14 protein-coding genes and 1 riboswitch are annotated in these 17,938 nt (G+C 53.8%); of the genes, 9 read left to right on the top strand and 5 right to left on the bottom strand.

Annotation, left to right across the window (positions count from 1 at the left end; genetic code table 11):
* Window positions 1-168: 168 nt before the first annotated feature.
* The 9 genes from Q371_RS07115 to Q371_RS07070 all read left to right on the top strand — a co-directional run bounded on the left by Q371_RS07115 (window position 169) and on the right by Q371_RS07070 (window position 9,918).
* Window positions 169-1,101, top strand: a complete 933-nt coding sequence (locus Q371_RS07115) for a phosphohydrolase (protein ID WP_051963577.1) — start codon at window positions 169-171, stop codon at window positions 1,099-1,101.
* 68 nt (window positions 1,102-1,169) lie between these two features.
* On the top strand, window positions 1,170-1,805 hold the full coding sequence (locus Q371_RS25475) for a DUF2259 domain-containing protein (protein ID WP_051963574.1): 636 nt from the start codon (window positions 1,170-1,172) through the stop codon (window positions 1,803-1,805).
* A 135-nt stretch (window positions 1,806-1,940) separates the two neighbouring features.
* On the top strand, window positions 1,941-3,587 hold the full coding sequence (locus tag Q371_RS07105; RefSeq protein WP_034338180.1) for an acyl-CoA mutase large subunit family protein: 1,647 nt from the start codon (window positions 1,941-1,943) through the stop codon (window positions 3,585-3,587).
* Between the two features lie 126 nt (window positions 3,588-3,713).
* On the top strand, window positions 3,714-4,274 hold the full coding sequence (locus tag Q371_RS07100) for an NERD domain-containing protein (RefSeq protein ID WP_034338176.1): 561 nt from the start codon (window positions 3,714-3,716) through the stop codon (window positions 4,272-4,274).
* Window positions 4,275-4,481: 207 nt separating this feature from the next.
* Entirely contained in the window at window positions 4,482-5,015 is a 534-nt protein-coding gene (locus Q371_RS07095) for a hypothetical protein (protein ID WP_034338173.1), read from the top strand.
* 313 nt (window positions 5,016-5,328) lie between these two features.
* Complete coding sequence (locus Q371_RS07090; protein ID WP_034338171.1) at window positions 5,329-5,892, top strand: NERD domain-containing protein; 564 nt, start codon at window positions 5,329-5,331, stop codon at window positions 5,890-5,892.
* A 107-nt stretch (window positions 5,893-5,999) separates the two neighbouring features.
* Complete coding sequence (locus Q371_RS07085) at window positions 6,000-6,347, top strand: hypothetical protein (RefSeq protein WP_034338168.1); 348 nt, start codon at window positions 6,000-6,002, stop codon at window positions 6,345-6,347.
* Between the two features lie 83 nt (window positions 6,348-6,430).
* Entirely contained in the window at window positions 6,431-7,426 is a 996-nt protein-coding gene (locus Q371_RS07075) for an EcsC family protein (protein ID WP_051963572.1), read from the top strand.
* A 383-nt stretch (window positions 7,427-7,809) separates the two neighbouring features.
* Window positions 7,810-9,918 carry a S8 family serine peptidase gene (locus Q371_RS07070; protein WP_051963567.1) on the top strand — a complete coding sequence of 703 codons (2,109 nt, stop codon included), beginning with the start codon at window positions 7,810-7,812 and terminating at the stop codon, window positions 9,916-9,918.
* Window positions 9,919-9,998: 80 nt separating this feature from the next.
* On the opposite strand, the gene Q371_RS07065 is transcribed toward Q371_RS07070, so the two are convergent.
* The 5 genes from Q371_RS07065 to Q371_RS07045 all read right to left on the bottom strand — a co-directional run bounded on the left by Q371_RS07065 (window position 9,999) and on the right by Q371_RS07045 (window position 17,600).
* On the bottom strand, window positions 9,999-13,061 hold the full coding sequence (locus tag Q371_RS07065; protein WP_245618268.1) for an alpha-amylase family glycosyl hydrolase: 3,063 nt from the start codon (window positions 13,059-13,061) through the stop codon (window positions 9,999-10,001).
* Between the two features lie 184 nt (window positions 13,062-13,245).
* On the bottom strand, window positions 13,246-13,851 hold the full coding sequence (locus Q371_RS07060; RefSeq protein WP_034338160.1) for a cyclodeaminase/cyclohydrolase family protein: 606 nt from the start codon (window positions 13,849-13,851) through the stop codon (window positions 13,246-13,248).
* Window positions 13,835-14,707, bottom strand: coding sequence for a bifunctional 5,10-methylenetetrahydrofolate dehydrogenase/5,10-methenyltetrahydrofolate cyclohydrolase (locus tag Q371_RS07055; RefSeq protein ID WP_051963561.1), 873 nt, complete (start codon window positions 14,705-14,707; stop codon window positions 13,835-13,837). Before Q371_RS07055 ends, Q371_RS07060 begins: the two co-directional genes overlap by 17 nt.
* 6 nt (window positions 14,708-14,713) lie before the next feature.
* A complete protein-coding gene (gene purH, locus Q371_RS07050; RefSeq protein ID WP_034338498.1) occupies window positions 14,714-16,216 on the bottom strand; it encodes a bifunctional phosphoribosylaminoimidazolecarboxamide formyltransferase/IMP cyclohydrolase in 1,503 nt (500 codons plus the stop codon).
* Between the two features lie 24 nt (window positions 16,217-16,240).
* A riboswitch (ZMP/ZTP riboswitch) is annotated at window positions 16,241-16,322 on the bottom strand.
* A gap of 30 nt (window positions 16,323-16,352) precedes the next feature.
* Window positions 16,353-17,600, bottom strand: coding sequence for a serine hydrolase domain-containing protein (locus Q371_RS07045; RefSeq protein WP_157442579.1), 1,248 nt, complete (start codon window positions 17,598-17,600; stop codon window positions 16,353-16,355).
* Between the last annotated feature and the right edge of the window lie 338 nt (window positions 17,601-17,938).

Genomic DNA, 17,938 nt, shown 5'->3' with positions numbered 1-17,938 from the left:
GTTTATATTACAGAAAGATTACAGGGTGTGATCCTGCACCCGAAATGGTGATTGATTTGACCGGATTTTGACTGTTCTCAGGGTATTTTGTCCTAGAATGGAAGAACCTCGCAGGACGGAGGGGCTGAAAATCGCCTGAACTTCAGGCAGGTTTCGAAAGTGAGGGATATGAACCAGAACACCAAGTTCCGCATCCAGATTGAAGACGGTCAGGTTCAGAAAGTCACCCCCGCAAACACCGAACTTGCGGTGGCGTTCTCCAGTCCCAGACAGAAAATCCTCGACGAAATGGATCAGGGCATCCGCGCAGATCTGGCCCCTTATCCCAAGGCCCTCAAGGCCTATGACATGCTGATTCAGGATCCAGAGGCCCTCGGTCACTGGGACATGAGCAACTACATCACCATGCGCAAGCTGGGTTACAACGACCACGGGCGTGTGCACGCTTGGATGACCGGAGCAGCTTCTCTGGCCATTCTGGAATTGCTGCTGCAAGAAGGGGTCAAACCCGATTTTGTGGAAAGTGGATTTGGAGATGTCGATGATGCCAACCTGATCGTGATCCTCGGGACCATGCTCCACGACATTGGCAACGAGGTGCACCGCGAGCAGCACGAACAGTATGGAGTCATGCTGGCCATGCCCATTCTGGACCGCATCCTCCCCGAGATCTACGAGGATGTGTACAAACGCACCAAAGTCAGGGGGTTCATCCTGCACTGCATCAATTGCCATGACATCAACCCGGCTCCCCTCACCATTGAAGGGGGCATCACAGCGGTTGCAGATGGCACCGACATCACCAAAGGCCGGGGTCGCAAAGCCTTCATGCTGGGCAGTGTGGACATCCACAGCCTCAGTGCTCTGGCCGTGGACGAAGTGAAAATCGTGAAGGGCAAAGAGACCCCCATCGAAATTCGGGCCATTTACAACAATCCGGCCGGAATTTTCCAGCTTGAGGAGGTGCTGGCTCCCAAAGTGATCCGCACCCCCCTCAGCAAGTATGTGACCATTACAGCGGTGCACTCCAACACCGAAGACAAGTTGCTTCGCAGGGTGCGCTTGCATGGTGCCCAGTTTGTGCTTGAAGAAGAAACCTGAACCTCAAGGTTAAAGTTTCATTCAGGAATCCAGAGCCCATGCCTCAGCCCTTTTCATTAAGCTGAGGCATGCGTTTTTTACTTCCCCTGTTTTTGAGTTTCACTTCGATGGCTCTGGCAGCTGACCAGTCCACTCTGGCTTTTTTGGGATTTTCCAAAGATGGCAAATATGCAGCCTACGAGCAGTATGGCGTCCAGGATGGGAGTGGTTTCCCTTACAGCGAAATTGTGGTGCTCAGTGTGCCCCAGAGCAAGACAGTCATCAGCGTCAAAAAAGTGATTCAGACAGAGAGCAGTGGGGTCAAAGAGGCCAGATCACAGGCTGCCAAAGCAGCAGTCCTTGGGCGTTATGGCATCCAGATCAAAAACCTCGGGCGCACGGTTTATGCCAGTCCTTTGGGGAAAAGCATGGTGCAATTTCATGCCAAGTCACGGGCTTACCAGATGGGGATTTTGCCCATCAACTTCAAAAACAGCGATTGCATCAGTCCTTCTGCAAAGGGGGTCAGTGTGCAACTGAACAAAAAAGTGATTTTCAAAGATGCTGTTTTGCCCAAAGACCGTTATTGTGCCCAGAAATATGCCATTCAGCAGGTGCGCATCTGGGACACCAGCAAAAGTTTCATTGCTTTTTTGCGCTATGAGAAAGACGGTTTTGAGGGGCCAGATGTGCGTTACTGGGCGGTCACAGGCATTTTGCCCTGAGTGATTGATGTGCCCACAAGCAGGCAAAACACTTCTCTGGATGGGGTTCAGACTTGAGGCAAGGGGTGCAAACCCTTTGAATGTATGACAAAATAGAGCCAAAGCGCGAAAAAAATGTCATGCATGGAGGCCCCAATGCCCAGAAAAAATGAATGGCTGCAAACCCAGTACCAGAAAGCCATCTCCAAATTCCCGGAACGGCAGTACAATTTCAAGACGCTCTCAGACATTGACCCGGAGCCCCTTTACACTGCAGATGACACGGCAGACTTGAAAGACGAGGACCTCGGTTACCCCGGTGAATACCCTTACACCCGAGGGGTGCAGGCCAGCATGTACCGGGCAAAGCTCTGGACCATGCGCATGTTTGCGGGCTTTGGCAGTGCAGAACAAACCAATGAACGTTTCAAAGCGTTGCTCGGGGCAGGGCAGACCGGCCTTTCCACGGCCTTTGACCTTCCCACCCTGATGGGTTACGACTCAGACCACCCTTTCTCCAGAGGTGAAGTCGGCAAATGTGGGGTGGCGGTGGCCAGCCTTGCAGACATGGAAATCCTGTTTCAGGACATCAACCCTGAAACCGTGACCACCTCCATGACCATCAACAGTCCGGCCAATGCCATCTGGGCCATGTACATTGCCAATGCCCAGAAGCAGGGTCACGACATCACCAAGGTGGGCGGAACCATCCAGAACGACATCCTCAAAGAGTTCATTGCCCAGAAGGAGTTCATTTTCCCCCCAGAGCCCAGTGTCAAACTGGTCATTGACACCTTCGAGTGGGCACCCAGGTACATGCCCAAATGGAACTTCATCAGTGTCTCGGGTTACCACATCCGCGAGGCAGGGTCCACAGCCGTGCAGGAACTGGCTTTCACCCTTGCCGATGGGTTCCATTACGTGGAAAAAGCCCTTGAGCGTGGCCTCGACATCGATGAATTTGCCCCAAGAATCAGCTTTTTCTTCGATGTGCACAACGACTTCTTTGAGGAGATCGCCAAGTTCAGGGCCGCCAGACGCATCTGGGCCAGAGAGATGCGCCACCGTTACGGGGCCAAAAACCCACGCAGTTGGATGCTGCGCACCCACGCACAGACGGCAGGGGTGAGCCTGACCGCCCAGCAACCCCACAACAACATTGCACGTGTGGCCATTCAGGCTCTGGCCGCGGTTTTGGGAGGCACCAACAGCCTGCACACCGATTCTTTTGATGAGGCCCTTGCCCTGCCCACCGAAGAAGCTGCCACCATTGCCCTGAGAACCCAGCAGATCATCGCCTACGAAACAGGCGTGGCTGGAGTGGTGGACCCTCTGGGAGGCAGTTATTACGTGGAGTCCCTGACCCACTCCATCGAACAGCAAGCCATGCAGTACATCCAGCAGATTCGGGATCTGGGTGGGGTGGAGGCAGGCATCGAAATGGGTTATTACGCCAGAGAAATTCAGGAAGCCGCTTACCAGTATCAGAAAGAAGTGGACCGCAAAGAACGCCTGATTGTGGGGGTCAATGCTTTTACAGATGACCGACCCCTCAATGTGCCTATCCAGCTGATTGATCCTGTGGTGGAAAAAATTCAGGCCGAGCGTCTGGCGCGTGTGCGCCGTGAACGTGACCCTTGGCAGGCCCAGCAGGCTCTGGAAGCACTCAGGGATGCGGCCACCATGGGTCTCAACACCATGCCTGCTTTCATTGAATGTGCACATGCCTACTGCACTCTGGGCGAAATGATGGACGTGCTGCGCAAGGTGTATGGAGAATACACAGAACCTGTGACACTTTGAGGAAGTCTGGATCAGGCATTTCCCCGACCTTTTGCTCATCAAAGGTGAGTTTTGCTTTACATCAAATGGGGTATGATTGGGTATCGCTGCCTGTGGGCAGTTCAGACACCAACGGGAGTTGCTTCTATGACCTTCTTCAAACGACTCTTCAAACCCAAACCCGTGGAACCCGATCTGGAAGATCACGACGACCCTGAAGATTCAGCGGCCCCAAGTTTGCCTCAACCCAGACCCACACCCAAGGGTGTAGGGGACATTCTGGGTGAAATGCCCGATGAATGGTTGATCCGCGAAAATGTTACCATTGACCGCATGACCGTGGATTATGTTGCGGTTTCGCCTTATGGGGTGTATTGCATCTTTGAGCCTGCCAAGCGGGGTAAAGTGACGGCCACGCCACGGGGTTTGTACGTCAACAATGAAAAAATCGAGCCCCTGCCCACCGACGTGACGGGTGTGCTCAAACCCCTCCGCAAGTATCTGGGTGTCCCTCTGGAACCCATCATGGTGTTCCGCGACAGTGAAATCATGGGCACTGAGGTTGGAGCCCTGAAAATCTTTTCCCCAGAGCGTCTGAAAACCCATTTGTTGTTCAAAGTCACGCCCGTTCACAACGACACAGAATTGCGTGAAGTGCTCAAACGGATCAATGTGCTTCAGGACGAAGCCAAGAAATGGCGCTACTGACCCCAAAAACCACAGAAATGCAACAGCAGTTTTACCCAAAAAGAGCGGAAGCGTAGAATTTGCGTTTCCGCTCTGGTCTGTACAGGTCGGGATTCAGATCTGATTTCTGGACTTGGTCCAGAGAACACCACCTTACACACCACACACAAATGTGTTACAATCCAGTAACAAGATCTTAAAGATTCCTTGCATTCACCGGAGGTTTGCATGCTGCTGTTCCGTCGCAATCAGAAGAAAACTCCCACTCAGGCTGCCCCTGCCCGTCCTGCTCGCCTGGGAGATGCGATTTTCTCCCTGAATGACGACTGGTACATCCGTGAAGACATCGGTCTGGACCACCACAACATTGATTTCGCTGTGGTGTCCCGCTTTGGCCTCTTCACCATCTTCCAGCAAAGCGCCACCGGAACCGTCACGGCCAGTGGCAACAGCATCATGATCAACGGCAACGCCCACGACTACATCGTGAAAACCATCAAGATGTGCAATGCCATGATTGAATCGCAGGTCAAAGCCCGCGCCATTCCCATTGCCATTTTCAGTGGCAGCGATGTGCACGGTCTGGAAGCCTCTGGCATCAAACTGCTCACTCCGGACCAGTTGCTGCCTTACCTGACTTCCCACGACATGGGCACCCTGTCTCCCAAGCAAATCGCTGACATCAGCAGGGGTTTGCGTTCTCTGGAGGCCAGCAAGCCTGCAGTCAAAGTCAACCGTTCTCCGGTGGCTCTGGCCCAGTAAGCCGAAAAACATCAGTCCCCCGAACTCGGGGGACTTTTTTTTGATCTATCAATGTATAACAAATTGCATAGAGATTTCAATCGGGAATTTCCTGTAACAAGCTGAGTTGTAAAAAAGACATTTAGACAACAGATGCTTTTCGGCAAATCATTCGAACAGATCGGAGTTCTTGGGATACAATTACATAAAAATTTCAAGTGTCATCTATATCAGAATGAAAAAATTTTTACAATACCTATGCAATGTGGGCATAAATATGCAAAAATGGAGTGTGAGATGTGTGCCATGACGTGCACCCATCTGGAGGTGGAGCATGACCATTGCCCGAGTGCCCAGTACATACACCAGTTCCGTGCCTCTTGCCTCGCCTTTCAAATCTGTTCGACAAGAAGAGCACATTTACACGCTCTCAGACGAATGGTTCATCCGTGAAGATGTGGTGGCCCACCGTCACCAGATTGAGCATGTGCTGGTGTCCAATCGAGGGGTCTTTGCCCTGTTTTCTCAAAAACGCAGTGGTGCTTTGCAGCAAAACGGAGAACAGTTTTTTGTGGGTGGGGAAAGGCAAGACCACGCCATTCAGCAGGCATGGCACGTCAGTCAGGCCCTCGAAGCTCTGGTGGGAACCCGGGTTTATCCTGTGCTGGTGTACCCTGAGCTTTCCAACCCATCCACAGAGGCTGTTTCTGCGGTCGGCAGACGGGGTTACACCGCTGAAGCAGCAGAAGCACCTGTGCAAAGCCACTGGAAGATTCAGGGCACTCTGGTGACCAGTTGGGAGCATCTGCCTCAAGCCCTCGAAAAAGTTTGGTCCAAAGCTTTCCAGTGGAAAGACGTGTGTTTGCTGGCCCGCAAAGTGCGCCTCTTGAACCGCTGAAGTTCGCAGTCCAGCTTGCAAATTGAAACGGATCCTTTGTGGATCGTGTGTTTTGCTGCTGCAAGGCGCCCTGTCCTGATGACAGACTGACCCCAGAGAGGAGTTTTATGCCGCAAGCAAACGAAAATTATCCCAAAGGTTATGTGGTGGCTGTGGTTCGACGTGAGCAACTGGAGGGTGCCCGTCAGGATTTGCATCAGGCCGGTTTTGCAGATGTGATTGTGCACACCAGTCAAGACGATCCCCTTAAGGACCAGCTGACCGCCAACTTGAATTCTTTTGGCGACGAAAGTGTGATTTTGCAAGAACACCAGAAAGCCTGGGAAGAGGGTGCAGCCACTGTGGGCATTCATGCTGCCGACAGTGAGCAGAAGCAACGCATCCGTGAAATCCTGCAGGCGCACGATGGCTTGCAAATGATGTATTTCGGTACACTGGTTGTCGAAGAGCTTTAAATTTCATGTCGAAAAAGTTCCCTCTGGATTGCACAGGGGGAACTTTTGTTTCACTCAAGACATATCCAAATCAAGGAGTCCCCATGTCTCAAGAAAACGAACATCCTGTTGCTGACCCCATCGGCCCTGAAAATGACACTCCAGAAACCACAGAAACCAGCATGGAGGTCATGCTGTACGAGCAATCCCAGCAGGCCCGAGCCTATCACCTGAAAGCCCAGTCCGACATTGAACGCTGGCGTCAGGCCAAGCCTTCTGCTCTGGAACAAACCGGCAAGAAAACCGCCCTGTTGATCGAAAAGAGCCTTGGCACGGTGGGCAAGTACATTCCCGAGTCCATGACAGACCGGGTCACCCGTGCCATCGAACAGGCTCTGGACAGCACGGCAACACTGGCAGACCGTCTGCTGGACGAAGAAAAAATTGAAAAAAGCGTTGCGGATACCCGCAAAAACATCCCTTGCGAACTGCAAGCCAGAGACACCGTGGCCCGCAAGATCATTCTGGAAAACCTCAGCATGGGAACGGCTTCTGGCGCAGCCGCAGGTGCAGGAGGCTGGACCACCATTCTTCTGGACATTCCCATCCTGATCACCGTGACCCAGAGGGTGATCCGTCAGGTGGCTGCAGCATACGGTTACCGCATCGACACCCCGGAAGAAGAAGCCATCGCCCGTGGAATTCTGGGCTCTGCGTCTGCGCTGGATGTGGGCCAGAGGGAAAAATTCATGTTCAGCATGCAGGCGGTAACCCGTGTCTTGCAGCAGGGTGGAGGTCTGGACAAAGTCATCGCAGTGATGCTTCCGGCAACCCTTGAAAAGCTTGGTGTGCGAGAGATTGCCAAAAGCCTGGGCATCAACTTGACCCAGCGCAAAGCCCTGCAACTGGTTCCTCTGGTGGGTGCAGCGGTGGGAGCAACCATGAATGCCCTCACCATCAAAGACACGGCCACCGCAGCCTTCATGGTGTACCGAAAACGCTGGCTTGAAGAACACACAGACCTCTATGCCTCAGAACAAGTGCCCATGGACCTTGAAATGCTGGAAACAAAACCCACAGAATCCCCCTCTGATCCTTGAACAGAACCCTGAGCAAGAGCACGAAAACAGTCTTGTTTTCGTGCTTTTTGTTGCACAAAACATTTGAAACCGTTCAAAAGCTTCACTTTGCTCCATGATGTGATGTTCGTCAATGGATGGAAGAAACAAAAGTGTTAACCTGCAAATGAAGTGTGCATGAGTTGAACCCCATTTGGCTGGATGTGGGCTGAAGGTGCACATCTCATTTGCATTTCTGCGGCTGCTGGTTTTGCAGCGTTTTCAAACCAGCTCCCTTTTGGTGCTCTCTGGAGGCCAATCATGCTGGAATCATCGTTCAGGTTCTAGATTGTTCAAAGCCAAGTGCAGGTGTTTCACACTTTGCATTTCAGCGTTTCAACCTGAGCCCATTTTCTGGAGGAACCATGAGACATTCCATCTTCAAGTACAGTTTCAATGCCCTTGTTCTCGGTGTGCTGTTGACAGCATGTGGCGGCGGATCCACCACACCCACCACGGCCACCATTGAAGGACAGGTGGGGTTTTTGAACCAGAGCAACAAGCAGGCATCCCCTTCTGCCCATGGGGTCAAATCCACCCTGTTTGGACAAACCATCAGTCCGGATGTGATTCCCGGCAAAGTGCTGGTGAAGTACCGCCAGAACAGCAGTTTCAGCAAACAGGGTGTTGTGCAGGTCGCGGGCAAAACCCTCAAGTGGCAGCGGACCCTGGGCAACACAGGCATGCAACTCATGTCGGTGGATTCCGCCTCTCCAGCGGAAACCCTGCAGGTCGTGGAGGCCCTCAAAGCCAGACCAGAGGTGGAGTTCGCCCAGCCAGACTACATGATGTACCCCATGGCAACCCCCAATGATCCTTTTTTTGCAGAGCAATGGCACTACCAGAACATCAACCTGCCAGCAGCATGGGACATCACCAAAGGCAGCAATGTCACGGTGGCTGTGCTGGACACGGGGATCATTGGAAAACACCCTGATTTTGCAGGGAAGTTGTTGCCGGGCTACGATTTTGTCACCCTGACCGCCAACACCCCCACTGGAGATGGCAATTCCCGTGACAGCGATCCAGAAGACAATGGCACCATCGAAACCACCTCCTTCCACGGGTCGCATGTGGCTGGAACCATTGCTGCAGCCACCAACAATGGTGTGGGGGTGGCAGGGGTGTCATGGGGAGCCAAAATCCTTCCTGTGCGTGTGCTGGGTCTGGAAGGTGGCAGCCTGTCAGACATCATTGATGGTTTGCTCTGGGCCGGTGGAGAAAAAGTGAATGGGGTTCCTGACAACGCCAACCCTGCACAGGTCATCAACATGAGCCTGGGAGGCATGGCAAGTTGTGCAGACCTGCCTGCCTATCAGGCGGTTTTTGACCTCCTCAAAGACAAAGGCATCATTGTGGTGGTGGCTGCAGGAAATTCCAACATGGATGCCAGCCAGTTCAGCCCGGCCAGTTGTGGAAATGTGATCACTGTGGGTTCCACGGGTCTTGAAAACGACCGTTCCAGCTTCTCCAATTACGGTGCTCGCATCGATGTCATGGCCCCCGGTGGGGAAATGGCTGAAGACCTGGACAACAATGGAGACCCTGATGGCGTGCTGAGCATCAGCCGTCAGAACGGAGGGGCCTTCAATTACATGTATTTGCAAGGAACCAGCATGGCAGCACCCCACGTGGCTGGTGTGGTGGCCTTGCTCAAGAGTGTCAAACCTGACCTGAATTATGCTTCCGCGTTGCAAATCCTGCAGAACACTGCAACCCCCCTGACCAACGCCCAGTGCCGAATTGTGGGTGCTTGCGGAGCAGGTCTGATCAATGCACTGTCTGCAGTGCAAGCTGCCCAGACCAACCCCACCCCCGATTTCAATCTGGTGCTGGATGAACCTGTGGTCACCCTGGAAGCCGGCCAGAGCACCTCTGCCAGCATGCACCTGAGCCTGACCGGTGGGTTCAATGAAGCTGTAGGCATCGCTCTGGAAAATGTTGATCCCAAATTGCAGGCCAAGGTGGTCAACCTTGGGAACAACAATTACCGCATCGATGTGACGGCTCTGGCGAACTCCAATGGCAATTACACCATTGCTGTGACGGCCACCTCTGGAAACAAAGTCAGAACCGATTTCCTGACGGTGCAGGTCAAACCCAGTGCCCTGAATGCCCTGGGAACCTATGTGATTGCCTGTGCACTCACCAGCGATCCCAACAACATCTGTGATGACAACGCCAGTGAGGCCTTACAGGTGAAGAATCCTGTGGCAGCGGTCAATTATGGACTCAAGGTCAGCATGGCTTTTGACTATGTGTTGATGGCCTGGTTGGACAAAAACCAGAACGATGACCTGGACAATGGTGATTACTGGGCTTTCTACACCGAAAATGGCGTGCTGGTCTCTGTGGCTCCTGGAAGCAAAGGTGTGGATTTGCCGCTGGAACTCTATCAGGACATCGGTGCAGCCAATTTGAAACCGGCATCCCTGTCCACCCTCAAACAGATTGTCAAAGAAATGACCCAATGAAGCTGTTTTGATTTCATGTTTGAGCATCACAGCAACAAGAGAACCCCGAGCACGCTCGGGGTTCTCTTTGACTTCAAAACTCAGGGAATCAGTTTGATGGGGTTGGTGTAGGTGACCTGACGTGGATCGTCAGAGAGGATGGTGTTTCCAGCAAATGCAGGGGTGGAGAATTCAGAGGGGAGAATGTCACCTGCACCCCATCCACCACCAAAGATGCCTGCATACACATTGACGGCAGCGGGTTTGCTTGCCAGACCCAGCGCACTCCATGGAATGGCCAGTTCGGTGGTGTTTCCATCGGCAGAAGTGCCTTTGGCCTGATCAAAATTGCTGCTGGGGCTGACCTGGGTGCCATTGTTGTGGATCCAGAACTGGGGATTGTCGTTCTGGTATTGCCCAATGAAAGCGTCAATCCCCTGTGCAAAGGTGGCTTTGACAGACCATCCACTGAGGCCTTCGGCGTTCAGGAACCCACCATCTTTGACATCGATGTGAACCAGAGCAGAGTTGCCCGATGCCGTGTAGGTGTATGCCAGATAGAGGTAGTTGTCGTCGCTGTCCAGACGCAAGGACTTGAACAGGTTGCCCTCGCCCCACTTGGTGTCATAGCCACCTGTACGGTTGGTGACCACCGTTTTGGGTGATTTCCAGTCTGCCAAATTGCCGTCCAGGGTGTACTTCAGAGGCGCACTGACCACCAGATCAAAGTTCACATCGGTGCTGCCAGCGGTGGCTTCTTTGGTCTGGGAACGGTAACCGACTTTCTGGGCAGTGACATTGGTTTTGGTGTCTTTGGGGACAGGCAGGTGATACGTCCCATCGGCATAGGTGAAAGCAAAGTAGTAATTGGGGTCCAGAGCGGCTTCCAGCAAAATGTCTTTCAGGGCAGAAGGACCAGAGGTCACCTTGCCAGAGATGAAGCTGTCAGGCTCTGGAACCGTGATGAAGTTGTAGACACCAGACACGGTTTCGGTGGGCTCATCCGGGGTGATTTCACGGTTGGCAAATCCCGTGCCTTCGTAGCCGCTGTTCTTGGCTGCAGGTGAAGCGTTGCCAAATTTGAATTCGGTTTTCTTGAAGATGGGGAGTTCCACCACACCGGTGTAGAAGCCCTTCTGACCGTCCACAGGGTTGAGGGGGGTACGGACTTCACCGTTGGCAAAGGTGCGCACCTGAATTTGTGCATCACCCTGAGAACGCGCATCCACTGTGAAGGTGACTTTGGCTTTGGCATTCGGCAAGGCCGTGGTGGTGGGTCCATTGGTGGCTTCCCGTCCATCTTTGCCCACACTGATCAGCTTGAAGGTGTAGGTTTTGGCAGGGTCCAGACCTTCAACCATCAAACTGCCCTGATTGGCTGGAGCTGGCTCGGCGTTGTACATTTTGAAATCTTTGCCGTTGGTGCTGGTGTAAACGCGGTATCCACCCACACGGTCACTGACCACAGGGGTCCAGGTCAATTTCACGGCTCCAAATCCTGTCACCTTGTCCAGAGCTGCTGGGCTCGGGAGGGTGCTGTCTGTGCCGGGAACCGTACCACCTTTGGCGGTCAGGATGAGCACGCTGCGTTTGGCGATGGTGCCGGTCAGGTTGCCATCGGCATCCAAAACGATGGCGTGGGGTTGGCCTGTGAGCTCAGCCAGAAGGCTGCCTTTTGCAAAAGTGCCGAGCAGTTGCACTTTGCCTGCAGCCAGAGCATTCAGGTTCAGGTCGGTGTTGCTGTTGTTGACCAGCACCACCACAGGATCTGAGCCTTCGAGGGTGCGGCGGTAGGCCAGCAGGGGTTGTCCTCCGTTGGTGGCCGGGCGGGACAGGATGTCCTGTTTGCCAAAGGTCAGGGCTTTGCTGGCCTTGCGGGCATCGCTGAGGGCTTTGATGCGCTCATCGAGGGTGCTGGAATCCAGTTTGCTGAAGTCCATGTCTTCACGGTTGGATTCGCCTTTGATGTTGTTGTAAGGGTCCCCTTTGCCGGGCATGGCAATTTCGGTGCCGTAATACACACTGGGGGTGCCACGGGAAGAGAAAATCAGGCTGAGGGCCATGTCCAGACGTTCTCTGGCTTCGGCTTCCCCGACACCCCTTTCAAGGGCTTCGCTCATGAAGCGTTTGACATCGTGGTTGTCGATCAAGGTGACCAGTTTGCTGGGATCGTTGTAAGCACTGTCCTGATCAAAAATGCTGGCAATTCCATTCAGATTTCCGTTGGCGCTGCTCAGGTGGTCTTTGATGGCAAATTGCAGGGGGAAGTCAAACAGGGCAGGGCTTCCCAGATCGTTGATGAATTTCTTGTTGAAGTTGATGTCGCCAGAGAGCACTTCTCCGACGGTCCAGACTTTGCTGGGATCTCCTGCACCCCCTTTGGCAAAGAACTGTTTCCAGTAGTTGTCTTCCACATGTTTCATGGTGTCCATGCGGATGCCGTCGATGCCGACCTCTTTGACCCAGTAGGACACCGAGTCGTTCAGGAATTTCGTGACTTCCGGAATGCTTTGTTTGAAATCTGGAAGGCCAGCAAGAGTGCAGTCCACATCGCAGCCTTCGCCTGTGTTGAACCACTCAGGTTTGTCTTTGGACAGTTTGGCTTCGTAGCCCAGATGGTTGACCACCATGTCCTGCACAATTTTCAGACCATTGTCGTGGGCAATCTTGACCAGTTCTTTCAGGTCGGCCAAAGTGCCGAAGTGGGGGTCCACTTTGAAGAAGTCCTCAGCCCAGTAACCTGCATATCCTGCGTGGAAATTGCCTTTGTTGGGACCATCACCTGCCACCACAGCGGGCACTTGAAGGTAAACCGGGGAAATCCAGATGGCGGTCACCCCGAGTTTCTGGAAGTAGCCTTCTTTGATTTTCTGGGTGATGCCTTTGAGGTCCCCTCCGTGCCAGACGGTGGGGATGTTCTTGTCGGCTTTGTCTTCAGGCTTGCTGGTGCCGCCATTGTCGTTGCTGACATCCCCGTTGGCAAAGCGGTCTGTGAGGGCGAAATAGAGCACCTCTTTGTTCCAGGGGTTCAGGGTGGGTTCGGGTTGGGGTTTGGGTGGTGCGGCAAACAGACCGCAGCTGGCCAGAGCGAGCGAGAGGCTGAGTCCCAAAAGTGCATGACTGATCTGAGACCGTTTCCGGTCTCCCATACTGGGTTGTTTCATATGGAAACGCTACCAAAACAAAAAAGTTTTGCCTTTGATAGTTTTGAACATGGCTATACAAGTTCTGTTCCAGTCACTTAAAATCAATCAACAAAGCCAAGTCGCAAAGCCAAAAACTTTCTTTGTTGTGGTAAAAGACAAACCGGCCCTTTTGGGGCCGGTGTTGTTCAGCAAGCCAAAAACTTCAGACCAATTGGGCAGAGACTTCTTGCAGAATGCCCTGTTGAAGGTGCTGCATTTCTTCAGCGACCTGCTGGCGTTCTGCACCGAGTTCAGATTTCAGATCTGCATCGTACTTGAGGTTCATGTCCACGGTCAGCAGAAAAGCCTGCCCTGCGCCATGGAGCACTGCCACTCCTGCCCCCACATCGCTGATGATGCTGGAATGGGCCAGAGGCACAGCCCTTTCAGCAATGTTCAGGGCCTGCACCACATCTCTGGCAGCTGCCAGAGGGGTCAAGGCAGCATTGCGTGTGGCCTCTTTGACCGCCACTTTGCGCTCTTCAGAGCCTTTGGGGAGTTTCAAAGCCTCCATGTAACGTTCGAAGGCAGCGACATCCCGATCTGCATGGGTTTTCAGGACGGTCAGGCGTTCTCTGGCTTCCAGCAAGAGGGCATCGATGCCCACCACATCGGCATTCTTTTTCGGTCTGGAGATTTCCAGAGCCATGATCACGAGTCCCAGACCAAAAGCAGCCGTCAGGCCAGCCACCGATCCACCGCCGGGGGTGGGGGCATCGCTGGCGGTCTGGTTCAGCAGGTCTTCGATGTTCTCATTCCACAGGGTCATGGGCACCTCCGTTTTCTTCTGCTTGAAGTTCCAGAGCCCGCACGAAATTCTGGAAAATCAGGGCACTGGTGACCACCCCAACCCCGCCCGGCACCGGAGAATACGCCTTCAGCATCGGGTAGATCTCTGGGTCAGCGTCGCCTTTCAGGCCATCGTTGATCACGTTGATGCCTGCATCAATCACGATCTGGCCTTCGGTGATGGCGGCTTTTTTCAGGAGGCCATGCTTGCCCACACAGACGAAAACCACCTCGCAGTCCTTCAAAGTTTCACGGACATCCCGGGTGTGTTCTGTCACCACAGTGACGGTTGCCCCACGGTTGATCAGCATGCTGATGAGGGGACGGCCCACGGTGCGACCCGGCCCAATCACCGCCACCCGTTTTCCGATCAAAGGCCCCTGCGTTTCTGCAAGCAGAATGCAGGCGTGCGGGGTGGGTGCCAGAATGGCATCCTTTTCACGCCCCGTCGCAATCAAAGACAGGTTGGCAGGGGAGAGGCCCTCCACATCTTTGTGTGCAGCAATTTTGGCCAGAGCCTTCTCGGGGTCCAGATGGGGGGCCAGAGGAAACTCCAGCATCACCCCCTGAAATTCTGCGCTGTCTGACAGGCGATGCAGGGTGTTTTCCAGCACCTGCTGGGACACTTCGGCACCCAGATCAAAAACCGTCAGGGCAATTCCGAGGCTTTCAGCAGTCCGTTTTTTGCTTTGCACGTACACCAGACTGGCCGGGTCTGCGGAGGCCAGCACCACCGCCATGCGCGGTGAGATGCCAGCCCCATTCCAGCGGGCGATTTCCAGTTTGACATTGTACTTGATGTCTCTGGCGGAGTCTTTTCCGTAAATCGGTTGCATAATCCCTTAGTGTCTGAAGTGGCGCACACCGGTGAAGATCATGGCGATGCCCAGTTCATTGGCGGCTTTGATGCTGTCCTCGTCCCGGACGGATCCGCCGGGTTGGATGATGGCGGTGATGCCAGCAGCAGCAGCGGTGCGCACCACATCGTCAAAGGGGAAGAAGGCATCCGAAGCCAGCACACTCCCATGAGCGTGCTCCTTGGCATGCTCGATGGCCTGCTCGGTGGCCCAGATGCGGTTCACCTGACCCACTCCGATGCCAGTGGTGCGTCCATCCTTGCCAATCACAATGGCATTGGATTTGACGTGTTTCACCACACGCCATGTGAACAGGAGGTCTCTCAGTTCCTGCTCGGTGGGTGCACGTTCGGTGACCACGGTCTGCTCGATGCCTTCCAAGCCCAGAGTGTCGGCTTCCTGAACCACAAAGCCCCCATTGATGCGCTTGTAATCCAGAGTGGGTTTGGGTGCATCGGCGACTTTCATCAGGCGCAGGTTTTTCTTTTTGCTGAGGATTTCAAAGGCCTCTGGGGTGTACTCGGGGGCAAGGATCACCTCAAGGAACACGTCTTTGAGTGCGCGGGCGGTGTCAGCATCCAGAGGACGGTTCACAGCCACAATGCCACCGAAAATGCTCACAGGATCGGCCTCGTAAGCCCGTTGCCATGCCTCGGCAAGGGTGTCTCCGGTGCCCACAGCGCAGGGGTTGGCATGTTTCACACCGACCACGGTGGGTTCATCGAACTCGGTGACCAGATTCCAGCAGGCTTCTGCATCGGTGTAGTTGTTGAAGCTCATGGCCTTGCCGTGCAGGACTTCTGCGTCCAGAACTGCACCTTTTTGGCTGCCTTCGCGGTACAGGGCGGCTTTCTGGTGGGGGTTTTCACCATAACGCAGTTCCATGGTGCGGCTCAGTTCCACGGTTTTCTGCTCGGGCAGACCTGTGGAAGGGGCCAGATAATTGGCAATGGCCGTGTCGTAAGCAGCCGTGTGGGCAAAAGCCTTCTGGGCGAGGTACTTGCGGTACTCGGAGGTCACATTCCCGAGGTTGCCCAGAATCTCGGAGTAATCGGAAGGGTCCACAACAATCAGGACCGATTCATGGTTTTTGGCACTGGCACGGATCATGGCAGGACCACCAATGTCGATGTTCTCGATGGCGTCCTGAAAAGTCACATCGGGCTTGGCAATGGTTTCGCGGAAGGGGTACAGGTTCACACACACCAGATCGATGGGGGTGATGTTCTGCTCCTGCAGTTGGGCCAGATGCTCAGGGGTCCGGCGGGCCAGAATGCCACCGTGCACCGCAGGGTGCAACGTCTTGACCCGGCCTTCCAGAATCTCTGGAAAGGAGGTGATTTCGGTGACGTAACGGACCGCTACGCCTGCATCTTTGAGGGTCTTGAAGGTTCCACCAGTGGAAATGATCTCAAAACCTTTGTCCACGAGACCTTTTGCAAAGTCCACGATGCCACTTTTGTTGCTGACAGACAGAATTGCGCGCACGAAAAGCCCTCCTTGGGGGTTCAGCTTCTGTGCCCAGGCGTGCGGCAATGTTTCCTGTTGCGGCTTCCCCGTGGTACTCCACGCTGCGCCAGTCACCGCAACAAACCAAACCATTTTAACAGAATTGGAGGGGCCGTCAAAACCCCTGCAGGCCCAGAGGGTGCAACTGCTCTGGTGTCACTTGCATGGCTGCGCCCGTTTTGCTGGCTTCCTGAATCATTTCTTCCATTCCTGCTGCGACTGCCGAAGGGCCTGCACCTGTGGCTTCAGGATCTCCCATGTTGGTGGCTGCAATGAAAATGCTTTGTGCAGCAGGGAGCACAATGGCAGAAGCATAATTGAGGGTGTTGCTGCCATCGTGCAAAAACACCAGGTTGCCTTTGGCATCGTTGGTGACCATCCAGCCATATCCATAACCCACATTGACGTTCGGACCGATGTTTTGCACATGGCGGGTGTGCAGCAACTTGAAGGTTTCGGACTTCAGAATCCCATTTTTGCCGTTTTCGCCGTTCATGTGGGCTTGCAGATAACGGCTCAGGTCAGGCAGACTGCACCTCACATTGTCTGCGCCATTGATCACCTCTGGGTTTCCTGCAATCACATGTCCATTGGCTTTGGAGGGATACTCGGGTGAAATGGGGACAGGCTGGCCATTCTGTTCGGTGTGTGGCCAGGGTTGGCTGATCGTTTTGGTGTCCCAGACAAAGCCCACACTGCAAGTTTTCATCTGAAGGGGTTTGAAAATGTGCTGTTCGAGCAGAGATTCGTAGCTTTTTTTGCCCACTTGCTCCGCGATCATGGCCAGCAACGCATAGCCCACATTGGAATACTCAAACGGCGGAACCACGTTGATGCTCTGGGCAGAGGTTTTCGCTTTCAGCCCGTGCAAGAGGGTGGCCTTCAGAAAACTGGCTTTGCGTTGTGCCAGAGGGATGCTGGCATCCAACCAATCTTCTTGCATCTCCAGATTGGGCACCAACCCCGAGCGGTGAATCAACAACTGGTGCACAGTCACGTTTTCCAGTGCAGGCAGCATTGTTTCTTCAGGAAACAGGTCTTTCAGGGTGCTCTGGAAGCTGAGTTTTTTCTGTTCCACCAGAGAAGCAATCAGGGTGGCCGTGAAAGACTTGGAAATGGACCCGAGGTGATGCACATCTTGCAAGGTGACTTTCTCTGGCGCACCGTATTTGCGGACCCCGGTCACCGTTTGCGAAAGCACCTTCTGGTCAGAGGCCATCAAAAGGCTGAGGGAAGGCACATTGAATTTTTGACGGATGTTTTCAGTTCGGGTTTCCAGGGTGACATCCGGATTTGGATTGGGGGTGCTGGAGGTGGTCTGGCATCCAACAAGCAGCAATGCAGGCAGCAAATAACGTTTCATGCCTTCAGCGTAACCAGCCTTGATGAGAAATGCGTCATAAATGTAATGCCATTGCAATGGGTGATGTGCAGGAAGCAGTCTGATCGTTTTTGACTTGAATCTGGCCCAGGGTAAGCGCAAAGTCTGACTTTTGGCATGTCACTTGAAAAAGCGTTCAGCGATCAGCCCTCAGCTTTCAGCAAAAAGCTCACCAAAAGGCTTTTGCAAACAGCAAAACAAAAAGCCACAAACGGAAAGCCACTTAGACTTTCCGTTCAAAAGGCAGCCAGAAAACTGTCCTGATTGCTGACGGCTGATCGCTGACGGCTGATGGCTCTTGGTGTTGGCATGGCCTGACA

Origin of the sequence: Deinococcus misasensis DSM 22328 (assembly GCF_000745915.1) — a bacterium.
GTDB lineage: Bacteria > Deinococcota > Deinococci > Deinococcales > Deinococcaceae > Deinococcus_C > Deinococcus_C misasensis.
The sequence above is the reverse complement of the archived record's forward strand: the minus strand, read 5'-3'. Positions and strand labels throughout refer to the sequence as shown.